Annotated in this window: 19 protein-coding genes; 10 read left to right on the top strand and 9 right to left on the bottom strand. The window is 67.4% G+C overall.

Annotated features, from left to right (window positions below; translation table 11 throughout):
* Window positions 1-250: 250 nt before the first annotated feature.
* The 6 genes from CK951_RS05265 (at window position 251) to CK951_RS05290 (ending at window position 5,558) form a co-directional block, all read left to right on the top strand.
* Window positions 251-811, top strand: coding sequence for a F0F1 ATP synthase subunit delta (locus tag CK951_RS05265; protein WP_096785158.1), 561 nt, complete (start codon window positions 251-253; stop codon window positions 809-811).
* A complete protein-coding gene (gene atpA / locus CK951_RS05270; protein WP_096785159.1) occupies window positions 812-2,350 on the top strand; it encodes a F0F1 ATP synthase subunit alpha in 1,539 nt (512 codons plus the stop codon).
* Window positions 2,351-2,373: 23 nt separating this feature from the next.
* Window positions 2,374-3,243: a F0F1 ATP synthase subunit gamma gene (locus CK951_RS05275; RefSeq protein ID WP_096785160.1), complete on the top strand. Its 870-nt coding sequence runs from the start codon at window positions 2,374-2,376 to the stop codon at window positions 3,241-3,243.
* 17 nt (window positions 3,244-3,260) lie between these two features.
* Window positions 3,261-4,688, top strand: a complete 1,428-nt coding sequence (gene atpD, locus CK951_RS05280; RefSeq protein ID WP_096785161.1) for a F0F1 ATP synthase subunit beta — start codon at window positions 3,261-3,263, stop codon at window positions 4,686-4,688.
* 9 nt (window positions 4,689-4,697) lie between these two features.
* Window positions 4,698-5,096 carry a F0F1 ATP synthase subunit epsilon gene (locus CK951_RS05285; protein ID WP_096785162.1) on the top strand — a complete coding sequence of 133 codons (399 nt, stop codon included), beginning with the start codon at window positions 4,698-4,700 and terminating at the stop codon, window positions 5,094-5,096.
* Window positions 5,097-5,255: 159 nt separating this feature from the next.
* Window positions 5,256-5,558, top strand: coding sequence for an H-type lectin domain-containing protein (locus tag CK951_RS05290; RefSeq protein WP_232520681.1), 303 nt, complete (start codon window positions 5,256-5,258; stop codon window positions 5,556-5,558).
* Here CK951_RS05290 and CK951_RS05295 read toward each other — a convergent pair.
* The 8 genes from CK951_RS05295 to CK951_RS05335 all read right to left on the bottom strand — a co-directional run bounded on the left by CK951_RS05295 (window position 5,531) and on the right by CK951_RS05335 (window position 13,063).
* Window positions 5,531-6,550, bottom strand: coding sequence for a ribose-phosphate pyrophosphokinase (locus tag CK951_RS05295; protein WP_096785163.1), 1,020 nt, complete (start codon window positions 6,548-6,550; stop codon window positions 5,531-5,533). The two genes, CK951_RS05290 and CK951_RS05295, sit on opposite strands and share 28 nt — an antisense overlap.
* 250 nt (window positions 6,551-6,800) lie before the next feature.
* On the bottom strand, window positions 6,801-7,826 hold the full coding sequence (locus tag CK951_RS05300) for a low specificity L-threonine aldolase (protein WP_096785164.1): 1,026 nt from the start codon (window positions 7,824-7,826) through the stop codon (window positions 6,801-6,803).
* Window positions 7,826-8,287, bottom strand: coding sequence for a YcgN family cysteine cluster protein (locus CK951_RS05305; protein ID WP_096785165.1), 462 nt, complete (start codon window positions 8,285-8,287; stop codon window positions 7,826-7,828). Before CK951_RS05305 ends, CK951_RS05300 begins: the two co-directional genes overlap by 1 nt.
* A 48-nt stretch (window positions 8,288-8,335) precedes the next feature.
* Entirely contained in the window at window positions 8,336-9,256 is a 921-nt protein-coding gene (locus tag CK951_RS05310) for a bifunctional riboflavin kinase/FAD synthetase (protein ID WP_096785166.1), read from the bottom strand.
* Between the two features lie 27 nt (window positions 9,257-9,283).
* The gene (locus CK951_RS05315) at window positions 9,284-9,727 is read right to left on the bottom strand and encodes a MaoC family dehydratase (protein ID WP_096785167.1); all 444 of its coding nucleotides are present in this window, start codon (window positions 9,725-9,727) and stop codon (window positions 9,284-9,286) included.
* A gap of 117 nt (window positions 9,728-9,844) precedes the next feature.
* Window positions 9,845-10,738 (bottom strand): TIGR01459 family HAD-type hydrolase, encoded by an 894-nt coding sequence (locus CK951_RS05320; protein ID WP_096785168.1) that lies wholly within the window; start codon window positions 10,736-10,738, stop codon window positions 9,845-9,847.
* A gap of 82 nt (window positions 10,739-10,820) precedes the next feature.
* A complete protein-coding gene (locus CK951_RS05325; RefSeq protein WP_096785169.1) occupies window positions 10,821-11,738 on the bottom strand; it encodes a manganese-dependent inorganic pyrophosphatase in 918 nt (305 codons plus the stop codon).
* A 335-nt stretch (window positions 11,739-12,073) separates the two neighbouring features.
* Window positions 12,074-13,063 carry a TraB/GumN family protein gene (locus tag CK951_RS05335; protein WP_096785171.1) on the bottom strand — a complete coding sequence of 330 codons (990 nt, stop codon included), beginning with the start codon at window positions 13,061-13,063 and terminating at the stop codon, window positions 12,074-12,076.
* 187 nt (window positions 13,064-13,250) lie between these two features.
* Between CK951_RS05335 and CK951_RS05340 the strand changes: the two genes are divergently transcribed.
* The 3 genes from CK951_RS05340 to CK951_RS05350 all read left to right on the top strand — a co-directional run bounded on the left by CK951_RS05340 (window position 13,251) and on the right by CK951_RS05350 (window position 16,661).
* Entirely contained in the window at window positions 13,251-13,538 is a 288-nt protein-coding gene (locus CK951_RS05340; RefSeq protein WP_096785172.1) for a co-chaperone GroES, read from the top strand.
* 95 nt (window positions 13,539-13,633) lie between these two features.
* Entirely contained in the window at window positions 13,634-15,274 is a 1,641-nt protein-coding gene (gene groL, locus CK951_RS05345; RefSeq protein ID WP_096785173.1) for a chaperonin GroEL, read from the top strand.
* Window positions 15,275-15,479: 205 nt separating this feature from the next.
* Window positions 15,480-16,661 (top strand): globin-coupled sensor protein, encoded by a 1,182-nt coding sequence (locus tag CK951_RS05350; RefSeq protein ID WP_096785174.1) that lies wholly within the window; start codon window positions 15,480-15,482, stop codon window positions 16,659-16,661.
* A 40-nt stretch (window positions 16,662-16,701) separates the two neighbouring features.
* On the opposite strand, the gene CK951_RS05355 is transcribed toward CK951_RS05350, so the two are convergent.
* Window positions 16,702-17,268, bottom strand: a complete 567-nt coding sequence (locus CK951_RS05355; RefSeq protein ID WP_096785175.1) for an SH3 domain-containing protein — start codon at window positions 17,266-17,268, stop codon at window positions 16,702-16,704.
* A gap of 132 nt (window positions 17,269-17,400) precedes the next feature.
* Here CK951_RS05355 and CK951_RS05360 point away from each other — a divergent pair, with 132 nt between their 5' ends.
* Window positions 17,401-18,387 carry a D-glycerate dehydrogenase gene (locus tag CK951_RS05360; protein ID WP_096785176.1) on the top strand — a complete coding sequence of 329 codons (987 nt, stop codon included), beginning with the start codon at window positions 17,401-17,403 and terminating at the stop codon, window positions 18,385-18,387.
* Window positions 18,388-18,394 lie beyond the last annotated feature (7 nt).

The raw sequence follows: 18,394 nt of genomic DNA on the forward strand, positions 1-18,394 counted from the left end.
GGACGCCGAGTGCTCTTGGCGGCCCGTTTCACGGGTGCCCAAAACAGCGGCAGCACGGGTGGGATCGCCAAGGAAACAAGGGCTTCTCGCGTTTCGAAGCGGCCGACCTTCTTGGTTGCGGGGCTGCAATTCCTCTGCTACACCCGCCGCGAAAGTTAAGACGCGCGGGATGTGCCTCGTGCGCCACGAAATGCCTCTGGCCTGCGGAATTCACGTCAGCGTCGGAGGCCATGATATCGAAAGGGTTGACGTGTCCGAACCGGCTTCGATTTCCTCTGGCATCGCCGCGCGCTACGCCGCCGCCATCTTCGAACTGGCGAAGGACGAAGGCGCCCTTCCCGCGCTGGAAAGCGACATCGAGGCCATTGCGGCCGCCTGGGGTGAAAGCGCGGACCTGCGCGATCTCGCCACCTCGCCGGTCTACAGCCGCGCCGAGCAGGAGGCCGCCATCGCCGCGGTCGCCGGGAAGATGGGCATCTCGGCCCTGACTGCCAACCTGCTGGCGCTCATGGCGTCGAACCGTCGCCTGTTCGTGCTGCCGCAGCTCATCTCGGACATCCGCGCGCGCATCGCCGCCGAGAAGGGCGAGATCACCGCCGAAGTCACCGCCGCCGCGCCGCTTTCGGCCGAGCAGGCCGCCCGCCTCGCCGCCACGCTGAAGGCGCGCGCCGGCAAGGACGTGAAACTGAAAACCACCGTCGATGAAAGCCTCATCGGCGGCCTCGTCGTCAAGCTGGGCTCCTCCATGATCGACACCTCGGTCAAGGCACGGCTCGCAGCTCTCCAGAATGCAATGAAAGAGGTCGGATAAATGGGTATCCAAGCTGCTGAGATCTCTGCGATCCTCAAGGAGCAGATCAAGAACTTCGGCCAGGCTGCCGAAGTCGCCGAAGTGGGGCGCGTTCTCTCGGTGGGCGACGGGATTGCCCGCGTTCATGGCCTCGACAACGTCCAGGCCGGCGAGATGGTCGAGTTCCCCGGTGGCATCCGCGGCATGGCGCTCAACCTCGAAGTCGACAACGTCGGCGTCGTGATCTTCGGCGACGACCGCTCGATCAAGGAAGGCGACACCGTCAAGCGCACCAAGTCCATCGTGGACGTGCCGGCCGGTGACGCGCTGCTCGGCCGCGTGGTTGACGGCCTTGGCAACCCGATCGACGGCAAGGGCCCGATCGCGGCGACCGAGCGTCGCGTGGCCGACGTGAAGGCCCCGGGCATCATCCCGCGCAAGGGCGTGCACGAGCCGATGGCGACCGGCCTCAAGTCGGTGGACGCCATGATCCCGATCGGCCGCGGCCAGCGCGAGCTGATCATCGGCGACCGCCAGACCGGCAAGACCGCGATCGCGCTCGACACGATCCTGAACCAGAAGTCCTACAACGAGGCCGCCGGTTCGGACGAGAGCAAGAAGCTCTACTGCATCTACGTCGCGATCGGCCAGAAGCGCTCGACCGTGGCGCAGCTGGTGAAGAAGCTGGAAGAAACCGGCGCCATCGCCTACACCATCGTCGTGGCCGCGACCGCCTCGGACCCGGCGCCGATGCAGTTCCTCGCGCCCTATTCGGCCACCGCCATTGCGGAATACTTCCGCGACAACGGCCGCCACGCGCTGATCATCTACGATGACCTCTCGAAGCAGGCCGTGGCCTACCGCCAGATGTCGCTGCTGCTCCGCCGTCCGCCGGGGCGTGAAGCCTACCCGGGCGACGTGTTCTACCTCCACTCGCGCCTGCTGGAGCGTTCGGCCAAGCTGAACAAGGAGCATGGCTCGGGCTCGCTGACCGCGCTGCCGATCATCGAGACCCAGGGCGGCGACGTGTCGGCCTTCATCCCGACGAACGTGATCTCGATCACCGACGGCCAGATCTTCCTTGAGACCGAACTGTTCTACCAAGGCATCCGTCCGGCCGTGAACACCGGTCTCTCGGTGTCGCGCGTGGGCTCCTCGGCCCAGACCGACGCGATGAAGTCGGTCGCCGGCCCGGTGAAGCTGGAACTGGCGCAGTATCGCGAGATGGCGGCCTTCGCGCAGTTCGGCTCGGACCTCGACGCCTCGACCCAGGCGCTCTTGAACCGCGGCGCCCGCCTGACGGAGCTGATGAAGCAGCCGCAATACGCGCCGCTGACCAACGCCGAGATCGTCTGCGTGATCTTCGCCGGCACCAAGGGCTATCTCGACAAGGTTCCGGTGAAGGAAGTCGGCCGCTGGGAGCAGGGCCTGCTGAAGTACCTGCGCACCAACGCCAAGGACCTGCTGGCCGACATCACCAACAACGACCGCAAGGTCAAGGGTGAGCTGGAAGACAAGATCCGCGCGGCTCTCGACGCCTACGCCAAAGACTTCGCCTGAGGGCGGGGCAGGGGAGATAACGGATGCCCAGCCTCAAGGACCTGAAGAACAGGATCGGAAGCGTCAAGAACACGCGGAAGATCACCAAGGCCATGCAGATGGTCGCGGCGGCCAAGCTCCGCCGCGCCCAGGAGGCTGCCGAGGCCGCCCGTCCTTATGCCGAGCGGATGACCGCCGTCATGACGGCGCTCGCGGGCTCCGCCGGCTCTTCCGACAGCGCGCCGCGTCTCCTTGCGGGGACCGGCAGCGACAAGGTGCACCTGCTGGTGGTGATGACCGCCGAGCGTGGCCTCTGCGGCGGCTTCAACTCGTCGATCGTCCGGCTTGCCCGGGCGACGGCGAACCGGCTGCTTGCGGATGGCAAGACGGTAAAGATCCTCACCGTCGGCAAGAAGGGCCGCGAGCAGCTTCGCCGCGACCTCGGCCAGCACTTCATCGGCCATGTGGACCTCTCGGAGGTCAAGCGCATGGGCTACTCGGTGGCGCAGGGCATCGCGCGCGACGTGCTCGACCGGTTCGAGAACGACGAGTTCGACGTGGCGACGATCTTCTTCGCCCGCTTCCAGTCCGTGATCGCGCAGGTGCCGACGGCGCAGCAGGTGATCCCTGCCGTGTTCGAGGGCGAGGGCGGGATCTCGTCGTTCTACGAATACGAGCCGTCCGAGGAAGGCATCCTGGCCGACCTCCTGCCGCGCGGTGTCGCGACGCAGATCTTCACGGCGCTGCTCGAGAACGGTGCGTCCGAGCAAGGCGCCCGGATGTCGGCGATGGACAACGCGACGCGCAACGCGGGCGACATGATCAACCGGTTGACCATCCAGTACAACCGGTCGCGTCAGGCCGCGATCACCAAAGAGCTCATTGAAATCATCTCGGGCGCCGAGGCGCTCTGATCCGACGGAGATACGACATGGCAACAGCATCCCAAGGCAAGGTGACGCAGGTCATCGGCGCCGTCGTGGACGTGCAGTTCGACGGCAGCCTTCCGGCCATCCTGAACGCGCTCGAAACCGAGAACAACGGCAAGCGGCTGGTGCTGGAAGTGGCCCAGCACCTCGGCGAGAACACCGTGCGGACCATCGCCATGGACGCGACCGAGGGGCTCGTTCGCGGCGCCCCGGTGTCCGACCTCGGCGCGCCGATCTCGGTGCCGGTGGGTGACGCCACCCTCGGCCGCATCCTGAACGTCATCGGCGAGCCGGTGGACGAGAAGGGCCCGGTCGCCGCGACCCAGACCCGCGCGATCCACCAGCCGGCGCCGGAATTCGCCGAGCAGTCCACGACCTCGGAAATCCTCGTCACCGGCATCAAGGTGATCGACCTCCTCGCCCCCTACTCGAAGGGCGGCAAGATCGGCCTGTTCGGCGGCGCCGGCGTGGGCAAGACCGTTCTGATCATGGAACTGATCAACAACATCGCCAAGGTGCACTCGGGCTACTCCGTGTTCGCCGGCGTGGGCGAGCGGACCCGTGAAGGGAACGACCTCTACCATGAAATGATCGAATCCGGCGTCATCAAGATCGACAACCTGTCGGAGTCGAAGGTGGCGCTGGTCTACGGCCAGATGAACGAGCCTCCGGGGGCGCGCGCCCGCGTCGCGCTGACCGGCCTGACACTGGCCGAGCAGTTCCGCGACCAGTCGGGGACGGACGTGCTGTTCTTCGTGGACAACATCTTCCGCTTCACCCAGGCGGGTTCGGAAGTGTCGGCGCTTCTCGGCCGTATCCCTTCGGCCGTGGGCTACCAGCCGACGCTCGCCACCGACATGGGCGCGCTGCAGGAGCGGATCACCTCGACGAAAGCCGGCTCGATCACTTCGGTGCAGGCGATCTACGTGCCGGCCGACGACCTCACCGACCCGGCTCCGGCGACCTCGTTCGCCCACCTCGACGCCACGACCGTGCTTAGCCGCGCGATCTCGGAACTCGGCATCTACCCGGCGGTGGACCCGCTCGACTCGACCTCGCGGATCCTCGACCCGCAGGTGGTGGGCCAGGAGCACTACGAGACCGCCCGCGCCGTGCAAGGGATCCTTCAGCGCTACAAGTCGCTGCAGGACATCATCGCCATCCTCGGCATGGACGAACTGTCGGAAGAGGACAAGCTGACCGTGGCCCGCGCCCGGAAGATCCAGCGCTTCCTCAGCCAGCCGTTCGACGTGGCGAAGGTGTTCACCGGCTCGGACGGCGTGCAGGTTCCGCTGGAGAAGACCATCGCCTCGTTCAAGGCCGTGGTTGCGGGCGAGTACGACCACCTGCCGGAAGCCGCCTTCTACATGGTCGGCGACATCGAGGAAGTGATCGCCAAGGCGCAGCGTCTCGCGGCGCAGGCGGCGTAAGGGGGCATCATGGCGGGAACGCTGCAATTCGACCTCGTCTCGCCGGAACGGAGGCTCGCTTCCTTTGCGGCGACCGACGTGCAGATCCCGGGATCCGAGGGTGACCTGACGGCGATGGAGGGGCATGCCCCCACCATCACCAGCCTGCGTCCCGGCATCCTGCGGGCCCATGCCACCACCGGCATGCAGTCCTTCGCCGTGACCGGCGGGTTCGCCGAGATCAACGGCACCTCGGTTTCGGTTCTGGCCGAGAAGGCGGTTCCGGTCGAGGAACTGACCGGCACCGTCATCGACGAGTTCATCGCCGAGGCGCGTGAGCTGGCCTCGGTTGCCTTGCCGGAAGACAAGGACATGGCAGAGCGCATGGTGAACGACATGATCGCGCTGAAGGTGGCCGCCGGCCACTGATCCGCGTCTGGATCGCTACGTAAGGCCCCGGATTGCCGGGGCCTTTTTCTTTGCGCCAAGCTGTCGGGGCGGGCCGCCATGAAACCCATGTCAGTCCATTCCCTCGGGATCCAGCGGGGCTCCCGCATCCTGTTCTCGGATTTCTAGGACGGTGGCCCGTTGTGGACCGGGCAGGGCCCGCGCGAGGCAAGGCAGGCGGTCAGCTTCGCCGACCGCTACCTCCAACCGCCCGCCGTCATGGTGTCGATCTCGATGTGGGATCTGGACCGGCGCAGCAACACGCGGGCCGACAACTCGGCCGAGAACGTCACGGCGGACGGGTTCGACCTCGTGTTCAGGACCTGGGGCGACACCCGCGTCGCGCGCATCCGCGCCGACTGGACGGCCCTCGGCCCGGTGCGGGACGAGGCACGCCTGGGACCTCGGCTGATGCCTCAGCCGCGCTGGTACATGCCTTCGTAGATTGGCACCAGCGTGTCGGTCTCGAACAGCGAGGACACGCTCGTGCCGCTCCAGATGTTCAGGATCGCCTGCGCGAACATCGGCGCGGTGGGCACGATGCGGATGTTCGGGGCCGAGCGGACATGGGCGCTGGGTTCGATCGAATCCGTGATGACGAGGCTTTTCATCACCGAATTCGCCACGCGTTCGACCGCCGGACCCGACAGCACGCCGTGGGTGATGTAGGAATGGACCTCGACCGCGCCATTGGCGACCAGCACCTCCGCCGCCTTGCAGAGCGTGCCGGCCGTGTCGCAGATGTCATCGACGATGATGCATTTCTTGCCGCTGACATTGCCGATCACCGTCATTTCGGCGATCTCGCCCGGCTTCTCGCGGCGCTTGTCGACGATGGCGAGCGGCGCGTTGATGCGCTTGGCGATCTCGCGCGCGCGGGCCACCCCGCCCACGTCGGGCGAGACCACCATCAGGTCCTGCATCTGGCCCTTGAAGTGATGCTCGATGTCCAGCGCAAAGACCGGCGCGGAGTAGAGGTTGTCCACCGGAATGTCGAAGAAGCCCTGGATCTGCGCCGCATGCAGGTCAAGCGTCAGGACGCGGTCGATACCCGCCTCGACGATCAGGTTCGCCACCAGCTTCGCGCTGATCGGCGTGCGCGCCTTGGCGCGGCGATCCTGCCGGGCATAGCCGAAGTAGGGGATCACCGCGGTGATCCGGTCGGCCGAGGACCGCCGCAGCGCGTCGGCGATGATCAGCAACTCCATCAGGTTGTCGTTGGCCGGGTTCGAGGTCGGTTGGATGATATACATGTCCTCGCCGCGGACGTTCTCGTAGACCTCGACGAAGATCTCCTGATCGTTGAACCGCTCGACCCGAGCATCCACCAGCGACACCGCCATGCCCCGATGGACCGACATCCGCCGCGCGATCGACTTGGCGAGCGTGAGGTTGGCGTTGCCGGAGATCAGCTTCGGCTCGTTCATGGCAGGCATCGGGATGTTCCTCGACAGGCCCGAAGGGGCCGATTCTTGACGTTGGACACCCTCTAGCACCGGGTCAGGGTCTTGGAAACCGCACCAAAGGACCCGGGCCGGAATGTCGCCACGGGAACGTCCGGAAGCGGCGCCCGTGACCCGATAAAGGCCCCTGTGCGGCAGGATCGGGCAGCGGCGGCTGCCCTTCGGAGCGTGCGGGGGCCCCGGCGCCCGACTGTCAGCCGGGGAAGGGGCACGTTCACGCCCCTCAGCGCAGGATCGCGAGGAACTCCGCGATGTCGGCGTCGGTCGTGTTCCAGGAGCAGACCAGCCGGACCGTCATGTGATCGCCGGTGGCTCCGTAGTCGTAGAAGACGGCTCCCGCGTCGCGCGCCCGACGGCAGAGCGTCGCGGGAAGATCGACGAACAGAAGGTTCGCCTCGACCGGGTGCTGCAGTTGCACGTCAGGCAGCCCCGACAGCCCGCTGGCAAGCCGCGCCGCGGCCTCGTTCGCCTGTCGCGCGAGGCGCAGCCAGAGGCCGTCCGCCAGATAGGCGCGCATCTGCGCCGCGAGATAGCGGTGCTTCGACAGGAGATGCCCGCTCCGCTTCCGGCGGATACGCAGCTCCTCGGCGCGTGCGGGGTCGAACAGCACCACCGCCTCGGCGCCCAGCAGGCCGTTCTTCGTGCCGCCGAGCGAGAGCGCGTCGATGCCCGACCGCCAGGTCATCGCGGCGGGCGTGGCGCCGGTCGCGACGAGCGCATTCGCGAACCGCGCACCGTCCAGATGGCAGAGGAGACCCCGCGTCCGCGCCACCGCCGACAGCGCCGCGACCTCGGAGGTCTGATAGACCGTGCCCAGCTCCGTCACGTTGGTCAGCGACAGGGCCGCCGGCCGGACGGCATGGAGGTCGCCAGGGGTGAAGCGAGCCAGCGCCGCCTCGAGCGTTTCGGGGGCGAGCTTTCCGCCCTCGCCCGGCAGGGTGACGAGCTTCGCGCCGGCCGAGAAGAACTCGGCCGCGCCGCATTCGTCCGCCTCGACATGCGCGCCCTCCCGGCAGAACACCGCGCCCCAAGGCGGTGTCAGGGTCGCCAGCGCCAGCGCATTGGCGGCCGTGCCGCTGGCCACAAGGGCCACCTCGGCCTCCGGTGCCGCGAAGATCTCGCGGACAAGCGCGGTGACCTCGGCCGTCACCGGATCGCCGCCATAGGGCAGGGCAGAACCGCCTTCGGCGCAGAGCGCGGCCATGACTTCGGGCGCGACGCCCGAGGCATTGTCCGAGGCGAAGAACATCAGGGGGTTTCCTCGATGATGTGGTCTTCCCAGTCCTCTTCCGCGACCTCGAACTCGGGAACCGTCCAGCCCTGCACCGAGGCGCCGGCCGCGTGAACCGAGTTGCGGTCACCGGTCAGCAGGTGATGCCAGGACGGCAGGCGCTTGCCCTCGTAGAGCAGCCGGTAGGCGCAGGTCTGCGGCATCCAGTAGGCGATCTTCGGCAGCGTCGCGGGCGAAAGCTGCACGCAGTCCGGCACGAACTGGCGGCGGATCGCGTAATTGGTGCAGCGGCAGGTGTCGCCGTCCAGCAACCGGCAGGCGATGCGGGTGAAGGCGACCTCGCCGGTGTCCTCGAACTCGATCTTGTTCAGGCAGCACTTGCCGCAGCCGTCGCAGAGCGCCTCCCATTCGGCGGGCGTCATCTTGTCGAGCGGCACGCGCTCCCAGAACTTCGGTCGTGGGGCAGGGGGCTTGGTCATCGCGGCTACATGAGCCCGAAGCGGCAAAAAGGAAAGGGGGCAGAGCGGTCAGGCGGCAAGGATTTCACGCGCCCGGGCACAGTCACGCTCCATCTGGGCGATCAGGGCCGGCAGGCCGTCGAACACCAGCTCGGGGCGCAGGAAGGCCACGAAGCCGACCGAGAGGTGCTGGCCATAGAGGTCGCCCGAGAAATCGAACAGGTAGCTTTCCAGATTCGGCCGGTTGACCCCGAACATCGGCCGCACGCCAAGGCTGGCCGCGCCGGAGTAGCTGCCCTTCTGCGGCCCGGTCAGCACGTCCACCTTGACGGCATAGACGCCCAGCCGGGGCAGGTGGAGCCCGTTCACCGACATGTTGGCGGTGGGATAGCCCAGCTCGCGGCCGCGCTTCTCGCCGTGCAGCACCTCGCCGTCGATCCGGTGCCAGTGCCCGAGCATCGTGGCCGCATCCTGCGGCCGCCCCTCGCTGAGCGCGGCGCGGATCGCGGTCGAGGAGATCTCCAGCCCCTGCGCCGTCAGCAGGTCGGCGACGGTCACGTCGAAGCCGTAGCGCCGCCCCAGCGCGGTCAGGTCCGCGACGGTGCCCTTGCGCCCCTTGCCGAAGCAGAAGTCGGATCCGACGACCACGTGACTCACGCCAAGGCCCTCGGCCAGCACGTCGCGCGCGTAGTCCTCGGGTGACAGGGCCGCGAGGTTCAGGTCAAATGGCAACTCGTAGAGCCTTTCCACGCCCAGCTTCGCCAGCCGGTTCGCGCGGGCCTCGGCGTTCATCAGCCGGAAGGGCGGCGCCTCGGGCGCGAAGACCTCGCGCGGGTGCGGTTCGAAGGTGATCACCCCCAGCGGGCCGCGGCCGCGGGCAAGGTCGATGACATGCTGGTGGCCGCGGTGGACGCCGTCGAAATTGCCCATAGCGACCGAGGCGCCACGATCCGAAGCCTCAAGCCCTTGCCAGTGGTGGTAGATGCGCATCGGTCCCCGCGGGCGGGGACCCCGCCGTCAGTCGAATTTGCGGCTTGGCGCCAGAACCAGCGCCTCGCCCTTCAGGACGGTGGTATTGCCCACCAGACAGCGGGTTTCAAGGGTCACGCGCCGCTTGCCGTGGTCGATGGCGGTCACTGTCACTTCTGCAAGCACCGTATCGCCCGGACGCACAGGAGCGAGGAACTTCAGCGACTGGCCAAGATAGACGGTGCCGTGGCCGGGCAGCTGCTCGCCGATCACCGCCGAGATCAGGCCCGCGGTCAGCATGCCGTGGGCGATGCGGCCCTCGAAGATCGTGTCGCGGGCATAGTCGTCGTCGAGATGCACCGGATTGCGGTCGGTCGAGACCTCGGCGAACAGCTCGATGTCGCGGTCGGTCACTTCCTTGCGGAGAGAGCGGCTCATGCCGATCTCGAGGTCTTCGATGCAGATCGTCCCGCGGGGCATGTTGTCGAGCATCCTGCGAATCCCTTTGCTGGTGCCGCACACGATAGTTTGCGCTGCAATGCAGCACAAGATGGTTGGGCAATATATGTTCCCGACTGCGACTAAAGGCGCAATAATCTTGCCGTGCGCTTAACGCAGGCGGGAGATTGCAAAGGTAGGACTCAGTTGAGACTGGGCCAGCCAGTCCGCCAGCCGCGCGGGCTCGAGATGCTCGCCGTTCGCCCCGAACGTGTCCGAGGCGAGGCCGCCGGTGATGAACAGCGTGTCGAGGCCCTCGGACATGCCGCCCTGGATGTCGGTGCCGATGCCGTCGCCGACGCAAAGGATGTCCTCGGCGGCGATTCCGGGGCGGATGGCCTCCAGCCGCCGGCGGGCGAGGTCGTAGATCGGCGGGTGAGGCTTGCCGAAATAGAAGCTCTGGCCGCCCATCTCGTCATAGGCCTGCGCGAGGGCGCCGGCGCAGTAGATGCGCTTGTGGCCGTAGTCCACCATGATGTCGGGGTTGGCGCAGAGCAGCTTCAGCCCCTTCTCGCGCGCGAACAGCAGCGTCGCGCGGTAGTCCTCGGGCGTCTCGGTCAGGTCGTCGAAGAGGCCGGTGCAGACGATGCCCTCGGCTTCGGCCAGCGGCACCTTGACGATCGGGGCCGCGCTTTCCGCGAGAGGGCGCAGGTCCTCGGCGAAATCGGTGAAGAACGCATCGTCCTTCTCCGGCCCGAGGTGATAGACCTTCCGCCCGACCGCCCCGGTGATCAGCGCATGTTGCGCCGCGTCGCCCGACGAGGCGATCTCGTCGTAGCAGTCCTCGGGGACGTTCAGGTTCTGCAACTGGCGCAGGACCGAGGGCTTCGGCCGCGGGGAGTTGGTCAGCAGCATCACCGTGCCGCCCCTGGCGCGGAAGGCGCGCAGCGCCTCCACCGCCTCGGGGAAGGCGCGCTTGCCATCGTGCAGGCATCCCCAGAGATCGCAATAGAGCGCGCGGTACACGCCGGAGACTTCGGCAAGCGAGGCGACGATCTGGGTCATGGGGAAGCCTTTCATGTAAAGGCCGGGCGCGATCCGCCCGGCCGGAGGCGCCGGAAGGGCCGGGTGACCGGCCCGGCAAGGGTCAGAGCTTGAGCACCGGGATGATCTGCTTCTTGCGGCTCATGATGCCCGGCAGCACCACCGTATCGCCCGAGACGGTCGCTCCGAAGCTCTTTTCGGCCAGCTGCTTGACCAGATCGTTCGGCACCAGCAGGGTCGCCTCTTCGCGCAGGATGTCCACGATGAACAGCACCACCTGATCCGCGCCGTCCTCGGTCGCGACGGCCGGCATGGCGGCCATCAGGCTGTCCTTGCGGTCGAGAAGCACCTTCGGCGCGGTGGTTTCCAGCACCGAGATGCGGAACTGCTTGCCCTCGATCTCGTATTCCTTCGAGTCCATGCGCAGCAGTTCCGCGTCCGAGAAGGCCGAGACGTCGGACTTCGCCGCGAACAGCTCGCCCGCAAAGGCCGGGATGTCCACGCCCAGATCGGCGGCCAGCTTCTCGGCCACCGCGCGGTCATGCGGCGTGGTGGTGGGCGAGCGGAATTCCAGCGTGTCCGAGAGGATGCAGGACAGCATCGCGCCCTTGATCTCGCGCGGCGCGCGGGCCAGCGCATCGCCCATCAGGTCGTGCATGATGGTGGCAGTGCAGGCGAGCGGACGCACCGTGATCTCGATCGGGGCCTTGGTCTTGATGCCGCCGACGAGAAGGTGGTGGTCGATGATGCCCACGACCTTCGCCTCGTTGATCGAGGGCGGCAGCTCGGCAGGGTTGTTGGTGTCCACGATCACGCAGGTATCATCGGCGGTCACGTCCGAGATGATCTCCGGCTTGTCGAGGCCCCAGTGCTTCAGGACGAAGGCGGCTTCCGTGTTCGGCTCGCCGAGGAGAACCGGTTTCGCCGGAGTGCCGGCCACCTCGGTCAGATACCAGGCCCAGATGATGGGCGAGCCGGTGGAGTCGGTGTCGGGGGACTTGTGGCCGAAAACCTTGATCATGGATGCTTCCCGCTGCGGATGGATTTGCCGGCCTTATAGGCGGCAGGGCGCGGCTTGTCACGCCCGCGCCGCCACGCTTGCCGCGCTGCAGCATCCCCGCCACAGCCGGCCGGACTGTTGCGGCAGCGGCATGGCGGGTGCGACGATGCGGAAATTGTGCAAGCGCGGCGCCGGGCGCATGTTCCGCCACAGACTCACAGCCAGCCAAGGAAACGGCCATGCGCGACCCGCGGTCCCATCTGCCCTTTGAACTCGTCCTTGCCGAACTCAGCCGGTCGCTGCGTCCGGCTGCGGTGGTCACCAGCCTGTTCGGCACGCCCGAGACCCGCTGACCGCTAGAACCCGAGCTTCTCGAGGCGGAAGCCCGCCTCGTCCAGCAGGGCGAGCACCCCTCCCTTTCCCGGCAGGTGCAGCGCGCCCACGGCGACGACCGTCGGACCCTCGGCGGCCGCCGCCTCGATGACCGGCATCCATGCCCGGTTGCGGCGCGTGACCAGCGTCTCCTCCATCCGGGCGAATTCGGCATCCGCCGCCTCGGGCGTGTAGCCCGGCATCGCATGGGTCTGCAGGCGCATGTATTCCCACACCTTCCGCGACTCGCCTGCGAAGTAGCGGTCGCCCAGCGTCACGGCCAGATCCTCGACCCGGTCCTCCAGCGGCAGGGCGGTGCGGATCATCGCCAGCTGCTCCTGCGGGGTAAGCTCGGCGAACAGCCTGAACACGGTATTCCAGGGCTCCAGCGAGCGCACCGGCACGCCCGCGTCCCTTGCCGCCGCCATCGCCATCTTGTCGAGGCCGTCCGGCTGCTTCGCGGCGTCGATGGCACAGGGCGGCAGCGCGAGCGTCATCGACACATACCAGGGCTCGAACTTCGAGGCGAGCACCGGCGGGATGCCGCGCGCGCGAAGGGCGCCCGACAGGGTCTTCCATTCCCCCTCGCTCAGCACTTCGGGCAGGGTGGGGCCGTCGGACAGCATCAGCGACGGGTCCTTCGCCATCGCCTCCTTCAGCTTCGCCTCCTCCTCGGGGCCGGCTTCCACCAGAAGCACGCCGGCCTCCTCGATGAAGGGGCGCAGCCGGTCGAGGTTCGCCGCATGGCGCGGATCCTCCAGATGATAGGTTCCCGCCACGATCACCCGCTGCTCGCCCCGGGTGGCGCGCCAGAAGTTGCCTTCGGCGAAGGGTTGCAGGGCGGTCTCGGATTCGACCAGCGCCCGCTCGGCCGGCGGCAAGGTGTCGATCAGGTCGGTTCCGACGCAGGCGGCCCGCGCCGCACCGGCCGAGATCACGAGGAACAAGCAAAGGGTCGGGATCAGTCGGGCCATGCACCATGTCCTTGTAAGGGCGCTGCAAAGGTTGCATGCCTCGCCGCCCGCGCCAAGCGGTCCGGTCCATTTTGACGCATCCTCCCCGTTGACAGCCGCGTGAGGCTTTCCTATCTGTCGCGTCGTTGGCACTCACCGACTGCGAGTGCCAATCCTATTCAACCTGGAACCTAGGGAGTGTTCTCAGATGGCATTCAAACCGCTGCATGACCGCGTGCTGGTCCGCCGCGTCCAGAGCGACGAAAAGACCAAGGGCGGTCTGATCATCCCCGACACCGCGAAGGAAAAGCCGGCCGAGGGCGAAGTCGTCGCCACCGGTGAAGGTGCGCGCAAGGATTCGGGCGAGCTGATCGCGATGTCGGTGAAGGCCGGCGACCGCGTGCTGTTCGGCAAGTGGTCGGGCACCGAGGTCACCATCGACGGTGACGAGCTGCTCATCATGAAGGAAAGCGACATTCTCGGCATCCTCGGCTGAGGCCGGGCTGACCGCAGGCTTGGTCCCCGACGGATCGGGGCACTTTGAGCCGCATCCGAGAAGATCGCAGAAACCAGACAATCAGGAGCATTCACATGGCTGCCAAGGACGTCAAGTTCGATACCGATGCCCGCGACCGCATGCTGCGCGGCGTGAACATCCTCGCCGACGCGGTGAAGGTCACGCTGGGCCCGAAAGGCCGCAACGTCGTGATCGACAAGTCGTTCGGCGCGCCGCGCATCACCAAGGACGGTGTGACGGTCGCCAAGGAAATCGAACTCGCCGACAAGTTCGAGAACATGGGCGCGCAGATGGTGAAGGAAGTCGCTTCCCGCACCAACGACGAGGCGGGTGACGGCACCACCACCGCCACCGTGCTGGCCCAGGCCATCATCAAGGAAGGCCTCAAGGCCGTCGCCGCCGGCATGAACCCGATGGACCTGAAGCGCGGCATCGACCTCGCCACCACGAAAGTCGTGGAAGCGATCAAGGCTGCCTCGCGTCCGGTCTCGGACTCGCATGAAGTCGCCCAGGTCGGCACCATCTCGGCCAACGGCGAGGCCCAGATCGGCCGCTTCATCGCCGATGCGATGCAGAAGGTCGGCAACGAGGGCGTGATCACCGTCGAGGAGAACAAGGGCCTCGAGACCGAAGTCGAAGTCGTCGAGGGCATGCAGTTCGACCGCGGCTACCTCTCGCCCTACTTCGTCACCAACGCCGACAAGATGACCGCCGAACTCGAAGACGTGTTCATCCTGCTGCACGAGAAGAAGCTCTCGTCGCTGCAGCCGATGGTCCCGCTGCTCGAGTCGGTGATCCAGGCCCAGAAGCCGCTGCTGATCGTGGCCGAGGACGTCGAAGGCGAAGCCCTCGCGACTCTCGTCGTGAACAAGCTGCGTGGTGGCCTGAAGATCGCCGCCGTCAAGGCTCCGGGCTTCGGCGACCGCCGCAAGGCCATGCTGCAGGACATCGCGATCCTGACCGGCGGCCAGGTGATCTCGGACGACCTCGGCATGAAGCTCGAGAACGTCACCGTGGACATGCTGGGCCGCGCCAAGAAGATCTCGATCAACAAGGACAACACCACGATCGTCGACGGCGCCGGTGACAAGGCCGAGATCGACGCCCGCGTGGCGCAGATCCGCAACCAGATCGAGGAAACCTCGTCCGACTACGACCGCGAGAAGCTGCAGGAGCGTGTCGCGAAGCTGGCGGGCGGCGTGGCCGTCATCCGCGTCGGCGGCATGACCGAAGTCGAAGTGAAAGAGCGCAAGGACCGCGTCGATGACGCCCTGAACGCGACCCGTGCGGCCGTGCAGGAAGGCATCGTCGTCGGTGGCGGCGTGGCGCTGATCCAGGGCGGCAAGGCGCTCGACGGCCTGACCGGCGAGAACCCCGACCAGAACGCGGGCATCACCATCGTGCGTCGCGCGCTGGAAGCTCCGCTGCGCCAGATCGCCCAGAACGCGGGCGTGGACGGTTCGGTCGTGGCTGGCAAGGTCCGCGAGTCGAACGACAAGACCTTCGGCTTCAACGCCCAGACCGAAGAATATGGCGACATGTTCAAGTTCGGCGTCATCGACCCGGCGAAGGTTGTCCGCACCGCTCTGGAAGACGCGGCCTCGGTCGCCTCGCTGCTGATCACCACCGAAGCCATGATCGCCGACAAGCCCGAGCCGAAGTCGGCTCCGGCCGGCGGCATGGGCGGCATGGGCGGCATGGACGGCATGATGTGATCGCAGCCTGACCTTCAGGTTGCGACGGAAAGGGGGCCCTCGGGGCCCCCTTTTTCCATTCGAAGGGATGTATCCGTTCGACCCGTGCGGATGCAGAACTCCTGTAATTGCTGGGTGTTTTAGCCTTTCCGGTGATTGCTTTCCCGCGGTGCGCGTGCTGTGAAATGCTCATTCTTGAGCGAGATGATTTTGACCGGGGTGCCGTATGAGTAAGAAGACCGATCTTCAGGAGCGCCTGGATTTCCTGAAGCTTGATGCGGCCGCGCTCGCGCGCTTGCCGGAGAACCGTGACATCTTCCTCGAAGCGGTCGACGAGGCGCTTCGCGACTTCTACGACAGGGTGGGCGGGACGCCCGAGGCGGCCGCCTTCTTCCGCGACGAGTCGCGCATGACCCATGCGGCGGGCAAGCAGAAGACCCACTGGTCGCGCATCGCCTCGGGTGAGATCGACGAGGACTATGTCAGCGAGGCGACCCGGGTCGGGCGCACTCATGCAAGGATCGGGCTGGAGCCGCGCTGGTATCTCGGCGGCTACGCGCTGATCCTCGAGCGGATGGTGTCGATCATGCTGCCCCGGATGCTCGGCCGGGGCTTTCATTCGCGCAAGCGGGTGGAGCGCACGGCAGAGTCGATCGGCCTGATGCTGAAGGCCGCGATCCTCGACATGGATTACGGCGTCTCGACCTATTTCGAGGCGCTGGAGGAAGAGCGCCGCGAGATCGAGAAGGAGCGCGAGGTGGCCACGCAGCTTGCCCGGTCGCTGGCCGATGCCTCCTCGGCGATGGAAGAGATCGCGGCGACGGTCCGCCAGACCGCCGACAACGCCGACCAGACCCGCTCTTCGGCGACGCAGGTCAGCGAACTGGCCACGGCCGGCAGCGAGGCCGTTACCGGAGCCGCGACCGCCATGCGCGAGATCGCGGGCAAGGTCGGCATCGTGCAGGAGATCGCGCGCCAGACCAACCTTCTGGCACTGAACGCGGCGGTCGAGGCGGCGCGGGCCGGATCGCAGGGCGCGGGCTTCGCGGTCGTCGCGGGCGAGGTGCGCCGGCTGGCCGAACGGGTCGAGCAGGCCTCGGCCGAGATCGGCGCGCTGGCCGCATCGACGCTGGCCGCCTCGTCGCGGGCCGAGCAGAGCCTGCACCGCCTGCTGCCCGACATCGACCGAACGACCCAGCTGGTCGCCGAGATCTCGACCGCCTGCAAGGAGCAGACCATCGGCGTCGATCAGGTCAATCAGGCGATCCTGCGGATGAACGAACTCGGCCGGAAGCTCGATGCGGCGGAGTCCGCGATCCAGCGCCGGTCCGGCCGCCCGCAGCCGCATGCCGCGCCGGGGACGCGCGGCGGATGCCCGATGCACGCCGGGCGCAGTCGCGCAGCCTGAGCCGCCCGGGCACCCGGCCGGCCCGGCGGCGCAGGCTCGCTCACTCCAGGATCTCGCCGGGATCGACGCCCCAGAGGGCGGTCTTGATCACCCAGCCCTTGTTGCCCTCGGCAGCGATCCGGCACCAGTCCGTCTGGCATTCGAGCAGCCGCACGATCACGCCGCGCTCGGCATGGAGCGTCACCGGCGAGCCGCTGGCCGGGTCCTCGTGCAGGTCGGCCATCTCGGCCACCACCATGGCCGAGCGCACGCCCGACAGCAGCGAATAGTGCACCCAGCCGCCGGCGCCCTCGAAATCCTCGACCCGGCGCCAGTGCTCGTATTCCGCGGTGACCCTCAGCGGCATCCCGGCGCGCGTGAAGACCCAGTCGATGCGATGCGTGAGGCCGGGGCCGCGGCGCGCGTTGCCTTCGGAGGTCTTGAGCGAGACGTAGCGCGGCAGCGGCAGGTTCGTGACCGGGCCGACGCCGGGCACGCGCTCGGGCGCCGGTGCGGCTTCGGCAGCGCCCGCCATCTCGTCGGGAGGCGGGGCAGTCTCCTGCGCTGCGGCCGCTCCGCAGGCGGCCAGCACCAGCGTCACCGCAAGTGCCGTGATCGTCCGTCCCATACCCGTTTCCGCCTTTCGGGCGCCCATGCCGTCATGCCGCGCCGTCCTGCCTCTTCCGGGGCTTGTGCCGCGCCCCGCTTGGCGGCACCTTGCCACCACATGGCCGGATTTGGAAGTGCAGGGAGAGACAGAATGCCCGTGGAACGCCTCAGTGTTGTCGTCACGCGACGCCTGCCGGACGTGGTCGAAACCCGCCTGAAGGAGCTGTTCAACGTCGAGCTTCGTGACCCCGACGTGAAGATGACGCGCGACGAGCTGGTCGAGGCGATGGGCCGGGCCGACGTGCTGGTTCCCTGCCTGACCGACGACATCGACGCCACCATGCTGGCGCAGGCCGGGCCGAAGCTGAAGCTGATCGCGAACTACGGCGCGGGCGTGGACCATATCGACGTGGCGACGGCGCGGCAGCGCGGCATCCTCGTCTCGAACACGCCCGACGTGGTGACCGAGGATACCGCCGACATGACCATGGCGCTGATCCTCGCCGTTACCCGGCGCATTCCCGAGGGCCTGGCCGAGATGCAGTCGGGCAACTGGGCCGGCTGGGCGCCGATGGCGCATCTGGGCGGCCGGCTGCGCGGGCGGCGTCTGGGCATCCTCGGCATGGGGCGGATCGGGCAGGCGGTGGCGCGGCGCGCGAAGGCCTTCGGCATGCAGGTGCATTACCACAACCGCAAGCGCGTCCGTTCCGAGATCGAGGAGGAGCTTGAGGCGACCTGGTGGGAAAGCCTCGACCAGATGGTGACCCGGATGGACATCATCTCGATCAACTGTCCGCATACGCCCTCGACCTTCCATCTGATGAACGCGCGGCGGCTGAAGCTGTTGAAGCCCACCGCCGTCATCGTGAACACCTCGCGCGGCGAGGTGATCGACGAGAACGCCCTGACGCGCGGCCTGCGGGCCGGCGAGATCGCGGGCGCCGGCCTCGACGTCTTCGAGCACGGCCACGAGATCAACCCGCGCCTGCGCGAGCTTCCCAACGTGGTCCTGCTGCCGCACATGGGCTCGGCCACGGTGGAGGGGCGGATCGAGATGGGCGAGAAGGTGATCCTGAACATCAAGACCTTCGCCGACGGCCACCGTCCGCCGGATCAGGTGCTGCCCTCGATGCTCTGACCGCGCA

This window comes from Rhodobacter sp. CZR27 (assembly GCF_002407205.1).
Classification (GTDB): Bacteria; Pseudomonadota; Alphaproteobacteria; order Rhodobacterales; family Rhodobacteraceae; genus Cereibacter_A.

Excerpts from the sequence above, each read along its gene's own strand:
- CK951_RS05320 (WP_096785168.1), bottom strand. The coding sequence starts at position 10,738 with ATGACCCAGATCGTCGCCTCGCTTGCCGAAGTCTCCGGCGTGTACCGC.
- CK951_RS05360 (WP_096785176.1), top strand. The coding sequence starts at position 17,401 with ATGCCCGTGGAACGCCTCAGTGTTGTCGTCACGCGACGCCTGCCGGAC.
- CK951_RS05275 (WP_096785160.1), top strand. The coding sequence starts at position 2,374 with ATGCCCAGCCTCAAGGACCTGAAGAACAGGATCGGAAGCGTCAAGAAC.
- CK951_RS05335 (WP_096785171.1), bottom strand. The coding sequence starts at position 13,063 with ATGGCCCGACTGATCCCGACCCTTTGCTTGTTCCTCGTGATCTCGGCC.
- CK951_RS05305 (WP_096785165.1), bottom strand. The coding sequence starts at position 8,287 with ATGACCAAGCCCCCTGCCCCACGACCGAAGTTCTGGGAGCGCGTGCCG.
- CK951_RS05315 (WP_096785167.1), bottom strand. The coding sequence starts at position 9,727 with ATGCTCGACAACATGCCCCGCGGGACGATCTGCATCGAAGACCTCGAG.
- CK951_RS05355 (WP_096785175.1), bottom strand. The coding sequence starts at position 17,268 with ATGGGACGGACGATCACGGCACTTGCGGTGACGCTGGTGCTGGCCGCC.
- atpA (WP_096785159.1), top strand. The coding sequence starts at position 812 with ATGGGTATCCAAGCTGCTGAGATCTCTGCGATCCTCAAGGAGCAGATC.
- CK951_RS05325 (WP_096785169.1), bottom strand. The coding sequence starts at position 11,738 with ATGATCAAGGTTTTCGGCCACAAGTCCCCCGACACCGACTCCACCGGC.
- atpD (WP_096785161.1), top strand. The coding sequence starts at position 3,261 with ATGGCAACAGCATCCCAAGGCAAGGTGACGCAGGTCATCGGCGCCGTC.
- CK951_RS05300 (WP_096785164.1), bottom strand. The coding sequence starts at position 7,826 with ATGTTCTTCGCCTCGGACAATGCCTCGGGCGTCGCGCCCGAAGTCATG.
- groL (WP_096785173.1), top strand. The coding sequence starts at position 13,634 with ATGGCTGCCAAGGACGTCAAGTTCGATACCGATGCCCGCGACCGCATG.
- CK951_RS05350 (WP_096785174.1), top strand. The coding sequence starts at position 15,480 with ATGAGTAAGAAGACCGATCTTCAGGAGCGCCTGGATTTCCTGAAGCTT.
- CK951_RS05285 (WP_096785162.1), top strand. The coding sequence starts at position 4,698 with ATGGCGGGAACGCTGCAATTCGACCTCGTCTCGCCGGAACGGAGGCTC.
- CK951_RS05295 (WP_096785163.1), bottom strand. The coding sequence starts at position 6,550 with ATGCCTGCCATGAACGAGCCGAAGCTGATCTCCGGCAACGCCAACCTC.
- CK951_RS05340 (WP_096785172.1), top strand. The coding sequence starts at position 13,251 with ATGGCATTCAAACCGCTGCATGACCGCGTGCTGGTCCGCCGCGTCCAG.
- CK951_RS05310 (WP_096785166.1), bottom strand. The coding sequence starts at position 9,256 with ATGCGCATCTACCACCACTGGCAAGGGCTTGAGGCTTCGGATCGTGGC.